At 64.9% G+C, this 21,231-nt stretch carries 6 protein-coding genes and 3 pseudogenes; 6 read left to right on the top strand and 3 right to left on the bottom strand.

Features of this window, described 5'->3' with window-relative positions; translation table 11 throughout:
- The first annotated feature begins 78 nt into the window (after positions 1-78).
- The 5 genes and pseudogenes from RHBS_RS32070 (at position 79) to RHBS_RS03355 (ending at position 17,484) form a co-directional block, all read left to right on the top strand.
- Positions 79-540, top strand: a complete 462-nt coding sequence (locus RHBS_RS32070) for a phosphopantetheine-binding protein (protein WP_374700529.1) — start codon at positions 79-81, stop codon at positions 538-540.
- Positions 432-3,857, top strand: a pseudogene (locus RHBS_RS03375) (condensation domain-containing protein); the annotation flags it as partial. The gene RHBS_RS32070 and the pseudogene RHBS_RS03375, both read left to right, overlap by 109 nt.
- Positions 3,858-4,012: 155 nt before the next feature.
- Positions 4,013-4,153 (top strand): annotated as a pseudogene (locus tag RHBS_RS32065) (hypothetical protein); the annotation flags it as partial.
- Positions 4,154-4,225: 72 nt separating this feature from the next.
- A pseudogene (locus RHBS_RS03365) lies at positions 4,226-16,787 on the top strand (amino acid adenylation domain-containing protein).
- 100 nt (positions 16,788-16,887) lie between these two features.
- Entirely contained in the window at positions 16,888-17,484 is a 597-nt protein-coding gene (locus RHBS_RS03355) for a hypothetical protein (protein WP_121869846.1), read from the top strand.
- 54 nt (positions 17,485-17,538) lie between these two features.
- Here RHBS_RS03355 and pabB read toward each other — a convergent pair whose 3' ends face one another.
- The 3 genes from pabB to RHBS_RS03340 form a co-directional block, all read right to left on the bottom strand.
- Positions 17,539-19,611, bottom strand: coding sequence for an aminodeoxychorismate synthase component I (pabB, locus tag RHBS_RS03350; protein ID WP_121869845.1), 2,073 nt, complete (start codon positions 19,609-19,611; stop codon positions 17,539-17,541).
- A 9-nt stretch (positions 19,612-19,620) separates the two neighbouring features.
- Positions 19,621-20,016 carry a chorismate mutase family protein gene (locus RHBS_RS03345; protein WP_237668972.1) on the bottom strand — a complete coding sequence of 132 codons (396 nt, stop codon included), beginning with the start codon at positions 20,014-20,016 and terminating at the stop codon, positions 19,621-19,623.
- Between the two features lie 281 nt (positions 20,017-20,297).
- Complete coding sequence (locus tag RHBS_RS03340; protein ID WP_027497120.1) at positions 20,298-20,636, bottom strand: RNA polymerase-binding protein RbpA; 339 nt, start codon at positions 20,634-20,636, stop codon at positions 20,298-20,300.
- A 192-nt stretch (positions 20,637-20,828) separates the two neighbouring features.
- Here RHBS_RS03340 and RHBS_RS03335 point away from each other — a divergent pair, with 192 nt between their 5' ends.
- The gene (locus tag RHBS_RS03335) at positions 20,829-21,161 is read left to right on the top strand and encodes a hypothetical protein (RefSeq protein ID WP_121869844.1); all 333 of its coding nucleotides are present in this window, start codon (positions 20,829-20,831) and stop codon (positions 21,159-21,161) included.
- The last annotated feature ends 70 nt before the right edge of the window (positions 21,162-21,231 follow it).

Raw genomic sequence — 21,231 nt, 5'->3', positions numbered from 1 at the left:
CGAAACGCACTCCCCGAACCGGACTGGTCCGCTCAGGTCACGGCCGGTCGCGATGCGGACAACGCCGTCGAGAAGACGTTGGCGGGATTGTTCGCCGAGGTTCTTCGACTGGACCGCGTCGGCGTCGACGATTCGTTCTTCGCCCTCGGCGGCGACAGCATCATGTCGATTCAGCTGGTTTCGCGTGCCAAGCGGCCGGACTGTCCCTGTCGCCACGAGATGTGTTCGAGCACAAGACCGTTGCGGCGCTCGCCGAGGTGGTCGCGTCCGGAGACGGCACCGTCCCCGTCGTACTCGAAGAGCTTCCCGGCGGCGGCGTCGGTGACGTTCCGGCTACCCCGATCGTGCACTGGATGCTCGACCGCACCGCCGTGCTCGACCAGCACACTCAGACAGCGGTTCTCACACTTCCCGTCGACATCGAACTCGATGTGCTCGAGGCGACTGTCCAGACCGTCCTCGACCACCACGACATGCTCCGCGGCGTACTGCACCGCGGCGACGTACCGTCGATGGAGGTCCTGCCGGTTGGATCAGTGACGGCTCGGTCCGTCGTGCATCGTGTGTCGTCGACAACGGTTCAGGGACCAGCCTTCTCGGAGCAGGCCACCACCGAGGCCGCCGCTGCCGTCGGGCGTCTGGCTCCCGATTCCGGTGTGATGATCCAGATGGTGTGGTTCGACGCCGGCTCCGAGGGGAGCCGTCTGCTCGTTGTCGCCCACCACCTGGTCATCGACGGCGTGTCCTGGCGAATCCTGGTTCCGGACCTCGCGTCGGCATGGGCCCAGATCATCGGCGGAAGCACTCCTGAGCTGGCTCCGGTCGGCACCTCCATGCGTCGTTGGTCGCACGGGTTGCGTGAGGTCACCGCCACCCGCGGCGACGAGCTGGCGATCTGGCGCGACGTTCTGGCACAACCGGATCCACTCATCGGATCGCGCGCACTCGATCGCGAGATCGACGTGTACCGGACAGTGGACAAGGTCGAGTTGACGCTGTCCACCGACGTCACCGAGGGGTTCCTGACAGCACTGCCCGACGCGTTCCACGGCAGCGTCAACGACGGCCTGCTCGCGGCCCTCGCGCTCGCTACAGCGGTGTGGCGACGTGGTCGAGGAGTGCCCGTGGACGACGCTCTCATCTCGCTGGAAGGTCATGGCCGCGAGGACCACGTGGTACCCGGTGCCGATCTCGGCCGGACCATCGGTTGGTTCACCACGATTTACCCGCTCAGGCTGACTCTCGCCGGTCTGGACCTGGACGATGCACTCGCCGGCGGTGCCGACGCAGCGCGACTGATCAAGTCGGTCAAGGAGCAGTTGCTGGCAGTTCCCGATCACGGCATCGGTTACGGCATGCTCCGCTACCTGGACGAGGACGGTGCCGCTGCTCTGCGCGACTTCCCGGCTCCCCAGGTCAGTTTCAACTATCTCGGCCGCTACAGCACCGATGTCCCGGACGAGCTCCGCGGACACGGCTGGCTGCCGGTCGACGACTCCGGTGTCGGCGATTCGCAGGACCACGATCTACCGGTCGCAGCGGTCCTCGACATCAATGCCGTCACCACCGCGACGCCGACCGGCCCGCGGCTCGAGGCGACGTTCGCATTCCCCACCGGAGTGCTGGACGCCGACGAGGTCGCCGAACTGGCGGAGCTGTGGCGTCAGGCCCTCACCGCGCTGACGCAGCTCGCCCAGCGACCGGGGGCCGGTGGGTTCACGCCGTCCGACCTCGATCTGGTGCGGCTCGATCAGAGTTCCATCGACGACCTCGAACGTGTCTATCCCACGCTGGACGACATCTGGTCCATGACGCCCCTGCAGGCCGGTTTGCTGTTCCACGCCGAGCTGTCGGATCAGTCCGTCGACGCCTACATCGTCCAACTCGTGTTGGACTTGCGCGGAAGTGTCGACGAAGCGCGGTTCCGACGTGCTGCTCGGGCGCTCCTGCGTAGACACGCGAATCTGCGGACTGCCTTCGTGCACAACAACGACGGCGAGTCCATCCAGATCGTCCACCACGACGTGGACGCTCCCTGGTCGTCGATCGACCTGACCGAACTGGACGTCGAAGATCGAGCTGTCGAGCTCGATCGCATCGAACACGAGGACCGAGCCACCCGATTCAACATGGCGCAGGCACCTCTGTTGCGCTTCATGCTCATCACCGTGGCACCGGGCCAGTGGCGTCTGGTGATGACCAACCACCACATCCTGCTCGACGGTTGGTCCACGCCGCTGCTGCTCAAGGACCTGCTGACGCTCTACGTGGTCGACGGCGATGAAACCGTGCTCCCGCGGGTTCCCGCCTATCGCGACTACCTGTCGTGGCTGGCCAAGCGCGATCGCTCGTCGGCTCTGAAGGCGTGGACGAACGCGCTCGCAGGGTTGGCCGAGCCGACCCTGTTGACGCCGGTCGAGAGCCGACGCCAGGAGTCGACTTTGGCCGGCCGTTCGTTGGTCTCGCTCGATGTGGAGCAGACGAACCGCCTGCGCAGCGTCGCTCGTGCCCGTGGCGTCACGATGAACTCCATGGTGCAGGCGTCGTGGGCCCTGGTTCTCGGCAGTCTGACCGGACGCACCGACGTCGTGTTCGGTGCCACCGTGTCCGGACGCCCACCGGAGGTCTCCGACATCGAGTCGATGGTCGGTCTGTTCATCAACACTCTGCCGGTGCGGATCGTGCTCGATCCGTCGGAGACACTCGGCGAGTACCTCGAGCGGGTGCAGGCCGAACAGGCCGCTCTGCTCGATCACCACTACCTCGGCCTCACCGATATTCAGCGAGCAGTGGGACCGGCCGTCGCCTTCGACACCCTGACGGTCTTCGAGTCGTACCCGATGGACCGCGCGGGATTGTCGGCGGAAACCGACCTCGCCGGAATGCAGGTGCACGATGTGCACGACGGCAGCGACACAGCGCAGTATCCGCTGACCTTGGTCGCCATGGTCGACGACCGGCTGCACATCGAGGCGAAGTACCTGCCGGAGTTGTTCGAGCACAGCGTCGTTGCGGCGACGGTCGACAGGATCGTGCGGGTTCTCGAGGCCATCGCCACCGACACCGGTAACCGTGTCGGAGCGCTGTCGTTGCTGTCCGAGGAAGAACTGCGCCGTCTGGCACCGGTTCGGGGACCGGCATCGTCGGGTGCACGACTGCTTCCCGATATCCTCACCGACGCCGCTGCTTCGAACCTGCACGGCACCGCTCTGTGGAGCGAGGGTCGCACCGTCGACTACGCCGAACTCGACGCGCAATCATCAGCTCTTGCACGAACATTGATCGCACGCGGCGCCGGCCCGGAAACCGTCGTTGCCCTGGCTCTGCCCCGGTCCGTCGAATCGGTACTCGGCATCTGGGCAGTCGCCAAGACCGGGGCGGCATTCCTGCCGATCGATCCGAGCTACCCACGCGATCGCGTCGAACACATGCTCGTCGACTCGAACGCGTCGATCGGCCTTACCCTGTCCGAGCACGTGGCTGCGGTCGCAGATCTCGGCTCGGCTCGGTGGACCGTGCTCGACCACGAGGACACGCGCGCCGAACTCGCGGGTCACTCGACCGCGCCGGTTCTCGACGTCGGCCGTGTTCGTCCGATGCACATCGATCAGGTCGCGTACCTGATCTACACCTCGGGCTCGACGGGTGTTCCCAAGGGCGTCACCGTCACCCACCGCGGGCTGGCGAATCTGGCCGAGGAGGAGCGGACTCGTTTCGAGGTGACCCCGAACGCCAGGGTTCTCGCGTTCGCGTCCCCGAGCTTCGACGCCTCGATCCTCGAACTGCTCATGGTGTTCTCGGGTGCCGCGACCATGGTCATCGCGCCGACTTCGGTCTACGGCGGCATCGAGTTGGCCGAACTGCTCGCAGCACAGCGCGTCACGCATGCGTTCGTCACGCCCGCCGCACTGGCATCGGTGGATCCGGACGGCCTGACCGAGTTGGCCGTGGTCGCACCGGTGGCGATGTGTGTCCGCCCGAGCTCGTGGCCCGCTGGGCACCGGGTCGTCGAATGTTCAACGCGTACGGTCCGACCGAGGCGACGATCTTCTCGTCCATCAGCGATCGACTGCACGTCGACTCCGCCATCGACATCGGTGCTCCGACAATCGGTTTCAGCGAGGTCGTTCTCGACGCGCGGCTGCATCCCGTCCCGGTCGGGGTTGTAGGTGAGCTCTATCTCGCCGGGCCGGCACTGGCACGTGGCTACCATGACCGATCCGGTCTGACCGCAGACCGTTTCGTCGCGAATCCGTTCGGAGAGAACGGTGCCAGGATGTACCGCACCGGCGATGTGGTGCGGTGGACCGAGTCGGGAACGCTCGAATACGTCGGGCGCAGCGACTTCCAGGTCAAGGTGCGTGGTTTCCGCATCGAACTGGGCGAGATCGACGCTGTCCTGACCGACGATCCGACGGTCGAGTTCGCGACCACTGTGGGTGTCGACGGCCCGACAGGCAACACGATTCTGGTCGCCTACGTTCTGCCGAGGTCCGGCGAGCAGGTCGATGCGGCAGCTCTGCGCACTCATGTGTCGAATTCGCTACCGACACATATGATCCCGACGGCCTTCGTCGCGCTCGAGTCGATTCCGTTGACACCGGCCGGCAAGCTGGACCGCAACGCCCTGCCTGCGCCCGATCTTCATCTCGGGGGCGACTCGCGTGCACCGCGCAACGACACCGAGCAGGTCATTGCCGACATCTTCGGCGAGGTACTGGGGATCGACGGCGTCGGAATCGATTCGAGCTTCTTCGACCTGGGTGGGGACTCGCTCAGTGCCACCAGACTCACTGCGCGAGTCAATTCTGCCCTGGACACCACGATCAGCGTGCGCGCATTGTTCGAGGCACCCACCGTCGAGTCACTTGCGGTGCGGGTGCACAGCAATCCGGCCGGCACCCTGCGCCGTCCCGCACTCGTGGCGAAGCCGCGACCGGATTCGATCCCGTTGTCGCTGGCGCAGCAACGGATGTGGTTCATCAATCAGTTCGACGTCGATTCTGCGGCCTACAACATCCCGCTAGCGGTAAGGCTCACGGGTCGACTCGACATCGCCGCGATGAGTGCGTCAGTCGGGGACGTCCTCGAACGTCACGAGTCGCTGCGCACGGTGTTCCCCACCCACAGGGAGCGCCCCGAGCAGAAGATCCTCGACGCGCAGACGGTGAGAACCGAACTCGCTGTCGTCGATCTGGATGCCACCGAGGTCGTTGCGGCCATCTCGGCCGCTGCCGCAACAGGATTCGACGTCTCGACCGATCTGCCGTTCCGCGCGGTCCTGTACCGGGTGGCACCGGACGAGTTCGTGCTCTCGATCGTCGTGCACCACATCGCCGCTGACGGCGCGTCCATGGCACCCTTGGCGCGCGATGTCATGGTCGCCTACGGTTCTCGCGTAGCCACCGGCGCTCCGATGTGGACACCGCTCGACGTTCAGTACGCGGACTTCGCGATCTGGCAACGCACCGTCCTCGGCGACGAGTCCGATCCCGCGTCCCTTGCCGCGCAGCAGTTGGACTTCTGGAAGACCACCCTGGCGGATCTTCCGACGTGCTGCCGTTGCCGCTCGATCACCCGCGGCCCACTCGGCAGTCCATGCGCGGGAACAGCGTTCGATTCGAGATCGACCGAGCAACCCATGCCGGACTGGTCGAGATCGCACGCGCCAACGAGGCGACCGTCTTCATGGCCGTGCACGCGGCATGGTCGATTTTGATGGCACGCATCAGCGGCACCGAGGACATCGCTGTGGGAACGCCGATCGCCGGTCGAGGCGACGCCGCACTCGACGACCTGATCGGCATGTTCGTCGGCACCCTGGTTCTGCGCACGCAGGTGGCACCGGGGCTCTCGTTCACCGATCTGCTCCAGGCCACGCGCACAGCCGATCTGGCTGCGTTCGAGAATACCGATGTTCCGTTCGAGCGACTCGTCGACGTTCTCGACCCCGCACGTTCGACCGATCGTTCGCCGCTGTTCCAGGTGCTCGTCGAATTCCAGAACAACACGTCGGCCGCACTCGAACTGCCGGAGCTCACGGTCGAGGCCGTCGACATCGACGCGCACGTCGCGAAATTCGATCTGCAGCTGACCGTCGCCGAACAGTTCGACGAATCCGGTGCGCCTGCCGGGATGACCGCCGCGATCACCTACGCGACAGATCTGTTCGAGGAATCGTCCGTCGAGGAGTTCTCGGCACGATTCGGCGCTGTGCTCTCCGCCGTGACAATCGCTCCCGAGCGCGCCGTCGGCGATATCGACCTCCTGCTCCCGGGCGAGCTCGACGCCATGACGGGTGAGTGGAACCACGCGGGCCTCGAGGCATCCGACGCGACGTTGGCCGATCGATTCGCCACCGCTGCAGCGCGATTCCCCGACTCGCGTGCAGTCGTCTTCGGCGATCACTCGCTGACCTACGCCGAGTTGGACGACCGGTCGAGCCGACTCGCACGACTGCTCGTCCGGCGCGGTGTGACTTCGGAATCGCTCGTGGCGGTCGCGATGCCGCGCAACGAGGAGCTGATCGTCGCGCTGCTCGCGGTGATCAAGTCCGGTGGCGGCTACCTTCCGATCGACGTGTCCTACCCAGCGGATCGGCTGGCGTTCATGCTCGAGGACGCTTCACCCATCTGTGTGATCTCCACGGTCGCCGACAGTGCGGCAGTGCCGGCCTCGGATCTCGATGTCCTCGAGATCGATTCGCCCGAGCTGATGGCCGAACTGGACGCCATGTCCGGTGCCCCGCTGACCGATGCGGACCGCTCGGGTGGCACCAGTGCCGATTCGATCGCGTATGTCATCTACACCTCGGGCAGTACCGGTCGCCCCAAGGGCGTGCAGATCGCGCACCGCAACGTGGCGACGCTGTTCGCGAACACCGCTGATCTCTTCGATTTCGACGATCGCGACGTCTGGACGATGTTCCACTCGTATGCGTTCGACTTCTCGGTATGGGAGCTGTGGGGACCGCTGCTGCACGGCGGAACGCTCGTCGTCGTCGACTACTACACCGCACGCTCGCCGGAGCTGTTCCGCGAGTTGCTGGTACGCGAGAAGGTCACGGTGCTCAACCAGACACCGACGGCGTTCTACCAGTTCGCGGAAGCGGATCGAGTGGCCACCGGAAACCTCGCCGGAACCGCGGACGCCGATCTCTCGCTGCGCTACGTGATCTTCGGCGGCGAGGCACTCGATCTCGGTCAGTTGGCTCGCTGGTACGCCCGACACGACGAAGCTGCGCCGACCCTGGTCAACATGTACGGCATCACCGAGACGACCGTCCACGTGAGCCACCTGGCCCTGACCGAACAGTTCGCCGCCTCGGCCTCGGCCAGCGTCATCGGCCAGGCGATTCCGGCGCTGCACGTCGCTGTTCTCGACACCCGTCTCAATCCGGTTCCGCCGGGTGTGACCGGTGAAATGTACGTCTCGGGGGCACAGCTCTCTCGCGGCTACCTCGGCCGGGCCGGGTTGTCGGCCACCCGATTCGTCGCCGATCCGGCCGGCGAGTCCGGTGCCCGGATGTACCGCACCGGTGACACCGCGCGGTGGAATCGTGACGGGGCACTGGAATACCTGGGCCGCAGCGACATGCAGGTGCAGTTGCACGGTTTCCGCATCGAGCTCGGCGAGATCGAAAGTGCTCTGCTGGCATACGACGGTGTCGCCGCTTCTGTGGTCTCGGTCCGCGACGACGGGTCAGGTGATCGACTGATCGGATACGTCGTCGCCGAGGCGGGTCGAACCCTCGACCACTCCGCCGTTCTCGAATTCGTCGGACACTCGCTGACGTCCTACATGGTTCCGGCTGCGCTGATCGTGCTGGAAGAGCTACCGCTCACCGCCAACGGAAAGCTCGATCGCCGAGCACTGCCGGCTCCGGACTTCTCCGCCAACGTGACCGAAAGCCGTTTGCCGGCAACCGAAGTCGAGTCGATCCTCGCCGGATTGTTCGCCGACGTCCTCGGCCTCGACACCGTCGGCGTCGACGACTCGTTCTTCGCACTCGGCGGCGACAGCATCATGTCCATCCAGCTGGTCTCACGTGCCAAGCCGCCGGTCTGGTCCTGGCTCCGCGCGACATCTTCGAGCGCAAGACCGTCGCGGCGTTGGCCGAGGTCGTCGTTCTCGGGGGCGACGCCGTCGTACTGGATGAACTCGACGGTGGGGGGAGTCGGCTCGCTGCCTCTGACACCCGTCGTTCGCTGGATGTTGGACCGCAGCACCGACTTCGGTCGCTACACCCAGACTGCCCTGCTTCAGCTTCCGGTCAGCATCGAGAGCGAGACGCTCGAGCGCACCGTCCAGTCCGCGCTCGATCGTCACGACATGCTCCGGTCGAGGCTGTTCCAGGATGCCGACGGCATCTGGCACGAGGAAGTATCGCCGATCGGCACCGTGTCCGCAGCGTCGGTCATCCACGCGGTCGCGGTCGATTCCGTGGAGGGAGCCGAGTTCTCCTCCTGCGCCGCAACAGAACTCGACGCCGCAGCAGATCGACTGGTCCCAGCCGACGGGGTCATGGTGCAGATGGTGTGGTTCCAGGGCCCGAACGGGTCCGGCCGACTGCTCGTCGTCGCGCATCACCTCGTGATCGACGGCGTTTCGTGGCGCATCCTCGTCCCGGATCTCGCGACGGCATGGAGCCAGATCATCGCGGGCGACGAGCCTGCGCTCGCACCGATCGGCACATCGATGCGGCGGTGGTCCACCGGATTGACCGAGGTCACCGCGAGCCGCGCCGACGAGGTCGAGCTGTGGCAGCGGATTCTCAGCGGTGCCGATCCGACGATCGGTTCGCGACCACTGGACAAGAGCATCGACGTCGACGCCACCGTGCAGCGCATCCGCACATCACTGCCCGTCGAGGTGACCGAGCGCCTGCTGACCACGGTGCCGAACGTCTTCCGTGGCAGCGTCAACGACGGCCTCCTGGCCGGGTTGGCATTGGCACTGACCGCGTGGCGTCGCGAACGGGGAGCCGCTGTCCGCAGCGCGCTGATCACGCTGGAAGGCCATGGCCGTGAAGACGCCGTGGTTCCCGGAGCCGATCTCGGCAGAACCGTCGGCTGGTTCACCACGATCTTCCCGGTGCGACTCGACCTCGGTTCGGTGGACATCGCCGACGCGTTGTCGGGTGGAGACTCCGCCGGTGCACTGATCAAGGCGGTCAAGGAACAGCTGCTCGAGATCCCGGATCACGGAATCGGCTACGGCATGTTGCGGTACCTCGATTCCGCTGGAACCGCAGCGCTGTCCGACTTCGCCGCGCCGCAGGTCAGCTTCAACTACCTCGGGCGATTCTCGACCGGAACCACCGAAGGCATGGCCGACGTGGGCTGGATTCCGGTGGCCGATGCCGAACTGGGCGACGCGCAGAATCCGGACATGCCCGTGCCGGCTGCGCTGGACATCAACGCCGTCACCACGTCGACACCCGACGGTCCGCAGCTCGACGCCACCTTCGCGTTCCCGGCAGGCATCCTCGATGCCGACGAGGTCGATCGGTTGATCGAACTGTGGACGCAGGCACTGACAGCGATCACTGAGCACGCCTCGACCGAGGGTGCCGGCGGCTTCTCCCCGTCCGACCTGGAACTGGTCGACATAGATCAGCGCTCCATCGAGGTGCTCGAGAAGCAGTTCCCCGACCTCGACGACGTGTGGTCGATGTCGCCCCTGCAGGCCGGGTTGCTCTTCCACGCGCGCCTCGCCGGCGAGGTCGGCAGCGACAGTGCAGGCGTCGACGCCTACATGGTGCAGCTCGGTCTCGAGCTGCGCGGCGTCGTCGATGCCGAGCGGATGCACTCCGCTGTGAACAAGCTCGTCTCTCGCCATCCGAACTTGCGAGCAGCGTTCGTGCACAACAGCACCGGCGAATCTCTGCAGATCGTGCAGAGTTCGGTGACGGTTCCCTGGTCCGAGGTCGATCTGCGCGGCGAATCCGATGTCGATGCGGCCTTGGAAGAGGTCCTCGCAGCCGACCGCGGTGTGCGGTTCGAGATGGACTCTGCGCCGCTGCTTCGGTTCACGCTGATCACCCTCGCCGACGATCACTGGCGACTGCTGCTGACCAATCACCACATCCTGCTCGACGGCTGGTCGACGCCGCTGGTCGTCAAGGAACTGATCACGCTCTACGTCACCGAGTCCGACGATTCGATGCTGCCGCGGGTGCCCGCGTACCGGGACTACCTCGCGTGGATGCGGCAACGCGACGTCGCCATCTCCACTGCGCAGTGGGTCAGCGCGATGGCGGGTGTCGAGGAGCCGACACTGCTGGTCACCGGTGATCGGGGTCGACAGTTGTCCACCGTCTCGAGCGAGACAGAGCGGTCGCTGTCGATCGAGACCACAGCGGCACTGCGCGATTTCGCGGCGCGCCGCGGTTCCACTCTGAACACCCTCGTTCAGACCGCGTGGGGCATCGTGCTCGCCACTCTGACCGGACGCGAAGACGTCGTCTTCGGTGCCACCGTGTCGGGTCGGCCGCCTGAGGTTCCTGGCATCGAAGGCATGATCGGGCTCTTCATCAACACGTTGCCCGTCAGGGTCACGCTCGATCGGACCGAGACTCTGGGCGCTCTGGTCGATCGCGTGCAGGCCGAACAGGCAGCGCTGCTCGACCACCACTACCTCGGTCTGACCGACATCCAGCGCGCAGCCGGTGCCGGCGTCGCCTTCGACACGCTCACGGTGTTCGAGTCGTACCCGGTCGATCGCGCCGGAGCCTCTGCGGCAACGGATTTCGCAGGAATGCAGGTGACGGACATCCTCGGAACCGACGCCGCGCACTACCCGCTCACTCTGGTGTCGTCGGTCGACGAGCGCTTGAACCTCAAGGCCAAGTACCTGCCCGAACTGTTCGAGCTCGAGGACGTACACGCGATCGTCGATCGAGTCGAGCGGGTACTCGATGCGGTGCTGACCGACGAGCAGCAGCCGCTGGCTCGACTCAGCCTGCTCGCCGATGCCGAATTCGGTTCGCTGGCTCCGGTATTCGGACTCGAAGGCCGCTCGACTCGGTTGCTGCCGGAGATCTTCTCCGACGCAGCCGCCGTCGACCCGGATGCCATCGCGGTGCGCAGCGTCGACGGCGAGTTGACGTACCGCGAGCTGGATCGACAGTCGAACCGGCTCGCGCGCATTCTGCTCGGTCACGGTGTGCGCACCGAGACGTTCGTCGCTCTCGGGATCGCACGATCCATCGAGTCGGTGCTGACCGTCTGGGCCGTCGCCAAGTCCGGCGCCGCGTTCGTACCGGTCGATCCGAACTACCCGGCCGATCGCATCGAGCACATGCTGGCCGACTCCGGCGCAACATTCGGTGTCACCACCCGCACCCACCTCGACGATCTGCCGTCGACCGTGCCGTGGATCGTCCTGGACGACCTCGCCACCGACGGTCCGAACGCGGTGAGCGACGAGCCCATCGCCGACTACGAACGCCATGGTCGCGTCACCCTCTCGAGTGCCGCGTACACGATCTACACGTCGGGTTCGACGGGTGTTCCGAAGGGGGTCGTGGTTACCCACTCCGGCCTCGACAACTTCGCGACCGAGCAGCGCGAGCGCTATGGGGTCACGAAGGACTCACGCACACTTCATGTTTCGTCGCCCAGTTTCGACGCGTCCGTGCTCGAGTACCTGCTCGCGTTCGGCGTCGGAGCCACGATGGTGATCGTTCCGCCCACGGTGTACGGCGGAGCCGAGCTGGCTACGCTGCTGGCCGAGGAATCGGTCACGCACGGCTTCATCACCCCGTCCGCCCTGGCCTCGGTCGATCCTGCCGGGCTCGACACGTTCGCGGACGTCGTCGTCGGCGGCGAGGCCGTCCCGGCCGAGTTGGTCACCAAGTGGGCTCCGGGCCGCAACCTGTTCAACGGGTACGGACCGACCGAGGCCACGATCATGTCCAACATCAGTGCACCGATGGTCGCCGGCGAGCCGGTGTCGATCGGCGGACCGGTGCGAGGTGTGTACGAGGTGGTCCTCGACTCGCGACTGCAGCCGGTTCCCGTCGGGGTGGCGGGTGAGCTGTATCTCGCAGGCGTCGGGTTGGCCCGCGGTTACCACGATCGGATGGGACTGACGGCCGAACGATTCGTCGCCGATCCGTTCGGCGCTCCCGGTGCCCGCATGTACCGCACCGGAGATGTGGTGCGCTGGTCGCCGGATCTGACCATCGAGTACGTCGGTCGCAGCGACTCCCAGGTCAAGGTCCGCGGCTTCCGCATCGAACTCGGTGAGATCGACGCCGCGCTCTCCACACATCCGTCGGTCGACTTCGCGGCAACATTCGGAACTCCCGGGCCGACCGGTGCCACTGTTCTCGTGGCGTACGTGCGCCTGACGGGGGACAACCCGGCAGAGACGGTCGATACCTTCGACACGGCGGTTCTGCGCGATCATCTCGCCGACGCGTTGCCGTCGCACATGGTGCCCAGTGCCATCGTCGTGCTCGAGTCGATACCGCTCACTCCGGTGGGCAAGCTCGACCGCGCCGCACTTCCGGTACCGGAGTTCGGCTCGGCGACGTCCTACCGCGAGCCGGGCTCGCCTGCCGAGCTGACGGTCGCGGCGGTCTTCGCCGAGATCCTCGAGGTGGATCGAGTCGGTGCGGACGATGGCTTCTTCGAGCTCGGTGGCGACTCGCTCAGCGCAACGCGGGTGATCGCTCGCGTCAACGCCGAGTTCGGTACCTCGATCGGTGTCCGCACCATCTTCGAGACCCCGACGGTGTCGGGACTGGCGAGCGCAGTCGGAACTGCCGACACGAGCGCGCAGCGGCCGGCTCTCGTTGCCGCGGCGCGTCCGGAGCACATTCCGCTCTCGCTCGCTCAGCAGCGGATGTGGTTCATCAACCAGTTCGACACCTCGTCGGCGGCGTACAACGTGCCGTTGGTCGTCAAACTGACCGGACGGCTCGACACCGCTGCGCTGGCCGACGCGGTGGTCGATGTTCTGGGGCGCCACGAGTCTCTACGCACGACCTTCCCCGACGGTCCGGAGTTCCCGGTGCAGCTCGTGCACCCGGCTGCCGAGGTCGCGCCTGCGGTCGAATCCGAACGGATCGATGCTGCTGTTCTGACCGATCGAGTGGCTCTGTTGGCCGGTCGAGGATTCGACGTGAAAACCGAAATCCCGGTGCACGTCGAGCTGTTCGAGGTGCTCGACGCCGGCGTCGACGCGTCCGAGGATCACGTCTTCGTACTCGCCATGGTGGTGCACCACATCGCCGCCGACGGCGCGTCGATGGCACCTCTCGCTCGCGACGTCGTGCTCGCGTACTCGGCGCGCAGTGCAGGCCAGGAACCGAATTGGCAGCCGCTTCCCGTCCAGTACGCCGACTACACGATCTGGCAGCGTTCGCTGCTGGGAGACGAGCAGGACCCGTCGAGCGTGGCAGCGGCTCAGCTCGAGCACTGGTCCACCGCGCTCGCGGGTCTTCCCGATCTGCTGCCGTTGCCGACGGACCGACCGAGGCCGACCACTCAGGACTTCCGCGGTGGCCGAGTTCGCTTCACGGTCGATGCCGACATTCATCGGGCGCTCGGCGATATCACACGCGAGAAGAACGTCAGCATGTTCATGGTTCTGCACGCCGCGTTCGCGGTCGTGCTGGCTCGTTTGAGCGGCACCGACGACATCGCGATCACCACCCTGTGGCCGGGCGCGGTGACGCGGCGCTCGACGACCTCGTGGGTATGTTCGTCAACACGCTCGTGCTGCGCAGCCGGGTGGACGAATCCGCGACGTTCGACGATCTGCTGAACCAGGTCAAGGCACACGATCTCGACGCGTTCGGTCACACCGAAATGCCCTTCGAGAGAATCGTCGAGGTTCTCAATCCCACTCGTTCGACGGCATACGCTCCGCTGTCACAGGTCGCGCTGTCGTTCCAGAACAACGAGAGGGCCTCGCTCGAGCTTCCGGACCTCCGCGTCGAAGGCTTCGACTTCGACGTTCCGGTAGCCAAGCAGGATCTGCAGTTGCTGCTGTCCGAGACCTTCGACGAGGCGGGGCGTCCGTCCGGCTTCGAGGCCGCATTCGACTACGCCACATCGCTGTTCGACGCGGCCAGCGTCGAGGCCGTCGCGGCGCGACTGATTCGCGTTCTCGATGCCGTCGGACGCAACCGGCACACGGTGGTCGGAGACATCGAAATTCTGGGCACCGACGAGCAGCGCACGTTGGTGCCGGCGCGAGGTAATGCGGACGCGGCAGTCCGGACGTGGCCGGAGTTGCTCGCGGCGGCGGTCGCGCTCGACCCGTACGCAGTCGCCGTCACCTACCGAGGCATCAGCCTTTCCTACGCCGACCTCGACAGCTGGTCCAACCGGATCGCTCGGATGCTGATCGATTACGGCGTCGGTCCCGAGACGTTCGTCGCGTTGGCGCTGCCTCGATCGATCGAGTCGGTGCTGTCGGTGTGGGCTGTGGCCAAGACCGGTGCCGCATTCCTGCCCGTCGATCCGAACTACCCGGCGGACCGAATCGCGCACATGCTCGAGGATTCCCATGCCGCAATGGGTCTGACCGACATCGACAGCATGCAATCGCTGCCGGACACCGTCCCGTGGCTGGTTCTGGACGATCCGGAAACGTCCGCGGAGTTGTCTCGCTACCCGGCAGACGCGGTGACCGACGTCGAGCGCACGGCGACCCTGCACATCGACCACCCCGCCTACCTGATCTACACCTCGGGTTCGACCGGTCGCCCGAAGGGCGTTGCAGTGCGGCACCGTGGCTTGGCCAACCTCCAGGCCGAGGTGCTCGAGCGGTTCCGCCCCACACGGGATTCGCGTGTTTCGCACATCGCGTCGCCGAGTTTCGACGCATCGATCTACGAGCTGACGATGGCGTTCGGAGTCGGTGCCACCGTCGTGATCGTGCCGCCGGGAGTCTTCGGCGGCGGCGACTTGGCCGACCTGCTCGAATCCGAGCACGTCACGCATGCGTTCCTGACGCCCGCGGCGCTGTCGTCGATCGACGAGACACGTCTGGGCAGCGTTCGGGTCCTTGCCGTCGGAGGTGAGGCCTGTACTCCTGAGTTGGTGGCGAAATGGGCACCGGGCCGCAAGATGTTCAACGGCTACGGTCCGACCGAGACCACCATTCAGGCAAGTGTCGGTGGACCGTTGGTGCCCGGTGGCACAGTGGACGTCGGCAGGCCTGGAACCGGATTCCGGTTCCTGGTGCTCGACGCACGACTGCGGCCGGTCCCGGCCGGAGTGTCCGGCGAGCTCTACATCGCCGGTCCCGGTACTGCCCGCGGATACCTCGGTCGTTTCGGGCTGACATCCGAGCGCTTCGTCGCCGATCCCTTCGGCACTCCGGGCGATCGGATGTATCGAACCGGCGACGTCGTGCGCTGGGGAAGTGCAGGGGCCGTCGAGTTCGTCGGACGCAGTGACTTCCAGGTCAAGGTGCGCGGTTTCCGGATCGAACTCGGTGAGATCGACTCCGCCCTCACCGAGCACGACCAGGTCGGGTTCGCCGCCACGATCGGCCACACGGCAGCGTCCGGTGACACCGTCCTCGTCTCCTACGTCCTTGCGGCCGATGGCGAAACTATCGACACCGAGGCTCTTCGCGATCGCGTCGCCAAACTGCTTCCACGGCATATGGTTCCGTCGGCGATCATCGAGCTCGACGACATTCCGCTCACTCCGGTGGGCAAGCTCGACCGGCGAGCACTGCCGGTTCCGGAACTGACGACGTCGACAACTCCGTACCGGGCACCGACCACCGATGTGGAAGCGGCGATCGCCGATGCGTTCGCACAGGTTCTCGGGGTCGATCGAGTCGGCATGGACGACAACTTCTTCGAGTTGGGCGGAACGTCGCTGGTGGCCACGAAGATCGTGCCCGCCATCGAGAACGCCATCGGAGTTCGGGTCCCGCTACAAGCGCTGTTCGTCGATCCGACTCCGGCAGGTTTGGCCGCACGGGTCGCAGCGGATGCCGACACCGGCGGCGCGGATCTCGATTCGGTGTTCGGTGTGGTGATTCCGCTGCGCGGCAGCGGGTCCAAGGCCCCGTTGTTCTGCGTCCACCCGGGAATCGGCTTGTCGTGGGGATACGCCGGTCTCGTCTCACACCTGAGTGACGACCGGCCTGTTTACGGTCTGCAGCTGCCGAGCATCGTGGAAGGGTCGAGCTTCGGATCCATTCGCGATCTCGCTCACCGCTACGCCGACGAGATTCGTGCCGTCCAGCCGGTGGGTCCCTACCACCTTCTCGGCTGGTCACTCGGCGGCTCGCTCGCTCATGCGATAGCGGTGGAACTACGCAGCAGCGGCAGCGATGTTCAGACTCTCGCGCTGTTGGACAGCTACGTCGACGGCCACGACGGCGAACCGGCCGGGGGAGCGTTGAGTGTCGAGAATCTGCTCGCGGGATTGGGGCTCGACCTGACGGCTCAGCCGTCGACCGAGCCGTTGACCTACGAGCGGGGCGTCGAACTGCTCGACGAGTCGTTGGGGCAGACGACCGGCGTTTCCGCCGATCATCTCCGGCGTATCAATGCGGGATTCGAGAACTCGACTCGAATAATGGCCGAGTTCGTCCCTGACGTGTTCGACGGAGATGTTTTGTTCTTCTCCGCAACGAAGGGTGCGAGCGATGGAATTGTTCGATCCCCGCAAGAATGGCGGCCGTATGTGACAGGAGATATCGTCATCCACGATGTCGACGTTTTCCACAACGAGATGACCAATGCAGACGCTGCCTCGGTGATCGGGCCGGTCGTCGATTCTCATCTCGGTAATACACCTGAATAACAATTGGTGTGTTCTTCACATCGAAGGGCACATCTACGAATACCATCGGCATTCGACACGAATGCGATCGAATACGAATCACTACCACCAGGGGACAGAAGTGAAACTGATCAGAACAGCAACGGTCGCGGTGGCGTTGACCGCTGCGGTGGCCACCGGAGCGGGCCATGCTGTAGCAGACCCGTCGTCGGACCCGGTGAACTACGAGACGTCGGTCAACCCCGACGGAACGGTCACCACCATCCTCGATGCCGGACTGTTCCGGGTCGACGCCACGAGCGAGACCGTGTCCGTCATCGACCAGGCAGGCACCACGCTTGCATCTGTTCCGCTGGAATACACCATCAACGGCACCGTCTACTCGATCGCACCGCTGATCGGTGCCGAGGGTCGCGAACTGACTTTGACTCCGCAGACGGTTCCCGTCGCCGAGGTCGCAGGTCCGCGGACCAAGCAGCAGGCATTCGACAACATGGTCAACCAGCTCGCGATCGGCTGGAACAACGGCGGCGGTGTCAGCACGGCGATCGGCGCAGGCCTCGGTTTCGCCATCGGCTGTGTGTCGATCTTCCCGAACTTCATCTCCGGGTGCATCATCGGAACCGTCATCGGTACGGTCGCCGGCGCGGTCATCGGCACTGCCAACGGAAACCCGCAGGCTCAGCCTGCCGTGTTCGAGTACTTCACCACTCCGTAGGGCAGGACGGCCTCGAGCCGACGAACAACGAACAGCGGGTGGAGCGCGTGCGCTCTACCCGCTGTTCGTTGTTCGACCGGTCAGCGCTCGGCGCATCGACACAGCCTTGACCATCGTCTCCTCGAACTCTTCGTCGGGATCCGACAATGCCACGATCGCGCCACCCACCCCGTAGGTCACTTCGTGTTCGGTGGCCACGATCGTGCGAATGACGATCGAGAAGTCTGCGGTGCCGGTGATCGAGAAGTAGCCGATAGCACCCGAATACACCCCCCGCGGTCCGTCTTCGAGCTTGTCGATGATCGCCATCGTGCGGATCTTCGGGGCTCCCGTCATCGATCCACCCGGAAACGCAGCCCGGATACAGTCCGCCGCCGACGCGTCGTCGCGCAGGCGACCACGAACGGTCGAGACCAATTGGTGTACGGGAGCGTAGGTTTCGACATCGAACAGCTTCGGCACGTGCACCGACCCCGGCACGCAGACCTGGGCGAGGTCGTTTCGCACCAGGTCCACGATCATGAGGTTCTCGGCCTTGTCCTTCTCGTTCGCGACGAGATCGGCCTTGAGCGCGTTGTCTTCCTCCGCGGTGGCCCCGCGGGGACGCGTTCCCTTGATCGGCTTGGACTCGACTATGCGGTCGGCGTCGATGCGCAGGAAGCGTTCCGGAGACGCACTCAACACGGACAGCTCCGGGAACTTCAGCAGAGCACTGTACGGAGTTGGATTGATTTCGCGCATGTACGAGTAGGTGGCGGTCGCGTCGATGGAACCGGCTACGGTCGCCGTGTTGGTCAAACACACCTCGTACGTCTCACCGGAGCGAATCTCGGCGAGGCACTGGGAAATCAGATCGAGATAGTGGGCACGGTCGTGGCGTAAACGGGGCTCGAGCGAGCGATCGGCTCCGAGCAGGGGAGTGCCGGACGCAGGCACACCCGGACGGTCGTTCGGGGCAACCTTTCGGGACAGGCCATGCAGGGTGTCGGTGACCGAGTCGAACCACTGCGCCAACACAGGATCCCCGGGGGTGGTGGCCAACCCCATCAGATAGAGGGTGCCGGCCTCGTGGTCGAACACCAGCGCGCGATCTGCGAAGACCATCGACGCGTCGGGAGTCGCAGCGGTATGAACCAATTGCCCACCGGTGTCGGCCTTGAGTTCGTAACCCAGGTAACCCACGTAGCCGAGACCGAAAGCGAACGGTAGGTCGTGCCGAGGGGGAGTGGCCCGCTCTCGCAATCGGTCGTCGATGTAGTCGAAGAATGTCGAGTGAATGCGCTCGGTCGTACCGTCGGCACCTTGCACGGTCACCGTGGTCTCGGCAACCGAATAGGTCACGTACTCCGCGTGGGGACCCGAGCAGTCGCCCATGACGGTGAATCTGCAGTCGGGTTCGAGAGCCGCGCTGCCGTCGAGCCAGAAACTCTTCGAGCCATCCGCAAAGAGAGCTTCGAATACCTGCTCGGAGTCGAAAGCCTCGTCGAGCGAACGTGTTTCGATGGTGAACATCGAATCCTGAGTACGCGACGCGCTCGATGCGCTCGACTGTGCCAGCGTCAGATCGCGGAAATTGGCGAGCAGTTCGCGGCCGTATTCGGTGCTGATCGACTCGGGATGGAACTGAACTCCCCACATCGGCTTGCTGCGATGCCGAACGGCCATGACCAGTCCGTCGGGCGTCCACGCAACTTCCTCGAAGTCGGCGGGGGTGCGTGTCACTACGAGTGAGTGATACCGCACTACCGAGTACGGCGACGGGATCCCGGCGAACAGATCCACACCGGTGTGAGTGATGTCGGTGATCCTGCCGTGCATCGGTGCGGGCGCGAGATCCACACTGCCACCGAACAGATGGCACAGACCCTGATGCCCGAGGCACACACCGAGTATCGGTAGACCGGACTCGAGTATCACCCGGGCACTGATCCCGAAGTCCTGCTCCAGATCCGGGCGCCCTGGGCCGGGCGAGATCACGACATTGTCGTAGACGTCGAAATCCAGCGACGTCCACTCGACGTCGTTCTTGACCACCGTCGGCGGTCGACCGTTCACCTCCGCCAGAAGGCTGTAGAGGTTGTAGGTGAACGAATCGTAGTTGTCCACCAGGAGCGTATGGATCGTCATCGGGTGCTTCTACCGTTCACTGTCGAGGCCGGGCCCGGGCGTCGGAGAATCGATGATCGAATCCTCGACGCGACATGCCTCTGCGATCATCGATCGGTACAGATCTTCGAGAAAATCGGGAGACAACCCATTGGCCGACGCGAATTCTCTCGCACGCTCGGTCACCAGTCCGACACGGCCCGGTTGCATCATCGGAATGGCGTGTTCACGCTTTACGTGTGCAACACGTACACACACATCGATGCGGTCTCGAATTGCAGCGCGCAGAACTTCGTCGATTCCGTCCAACTCGCGCCTCAACTCCGCAAGTTTCTGCTCGCCGACTGCGCGATGACCTTCCGATTCCGCTTCGGAGGCCGCCGTGCGCAAAGCGTCGGTCGAGCGCTGATCAGAATCCTGGCTCACGAGTTAATGCCCCCTGATTTTTTCGACTCCGGTGCTGCTGTTTATCGGTATTCTCCGACAACTGTTACGGCGACCGTTCACGAATCGTCCACCTGTGTGACAACCGATACTCGATGATGGCACCTCGGACTGTCACGCCGCCACTCGATCGTATTGGAATCCGCGTTCGGGCGACAATGAATGCAACAAAGCGCGGGAAAACATCTATTGGGTTTCGAATTGCATAAAAAAACTGCACCGCCGGATTGTTTCCAATCAGGCGGTGCAGTGAGCGACGACTGTCATGCGCCGCGGCGCTTCACCTTCAGCAGGTCCAAACGCTCCTTGAGGAGTTCTTCGAGCTCGTCGACCGAACGACGCTCGAGCAGCATGTCCCAGTGGGTGCGGGGAGGCTTGACCTTCTTGGCCTCCGGCGCAGTGCCCTCGATCAGCGACCCTTCCAAGCCGTTGCGGCATGCCCAGGTTCCGGGAATCTCGGCATCGTCGGCGAACGGTACGTCGAACTCCTCACCGTTGTCGCACCGGTAGCGCGCAACGCGGCGGGGTGCCAGGTCGTGATCACGGTCGGTCTCGTAGCTGACCGCTCCCAGCCGGCTACCTCGAAGTACACGATCTGCCATGGTGAAGTCCTCTCCATCGATAGTAGGTACGTGCGCCGAAGCCATCCGTCGACATCGAACTACACCGTCTACCCACTGATCTACAACGTCGCCGCGCGTCGGTTCGTTCCCGGGCCGATGAGTCCCGGTGCGATCCCATCGGCGCAGCTTATCGGGCGATCTTACCTCGCGGCCGCAGTAGGCTGAACGACCATGTCCGTCAGAACCCGCCGCGACCAGACATGCGCCTGGTGCGGGCGCCCGGTCGCCGATACCGGAACCGGCCGTAAGCGGCGGTACTGCCGTCAATCGTGCCGTCAACGCGCCTACGAGCAGCGCAGCGCAACGAAAGGGACGTCGATTCCCGACGACGCCGTTGTGCTGACCGCGGAGGAGGTGTCGGCGGCGGCCGACAGAGCGTTCGAAGTTCGGTGTGCCGCCGAGGATGTCAGTACGGCGGTGACGGAAGGGGCCGACGCCGCGGAACTGCATCGGCTGTGCGTCGAACTGTTGACCAAGGCGCACGACGCAGAACGGCTGCGCTGAACTGGGGTTCCTTTCTCGTTCACCGACTCCATGGACAATGGTCGAGGCCCGCGCGACTGCGCGGGCGGTA

The organism is Rhodococcus sp. BS-15 (assembly GCF_000813105.1).
Lineage (GTDB): Bacteria > Actinomycetota > Actinomycetes > Mycobacteriales > Mycobacteriaceae > Rhodococcoides.
Note: the sequence above shows the minus strand (reverse complement) of the source record. Positions and strands in the feature narration are given on the sequence as shown.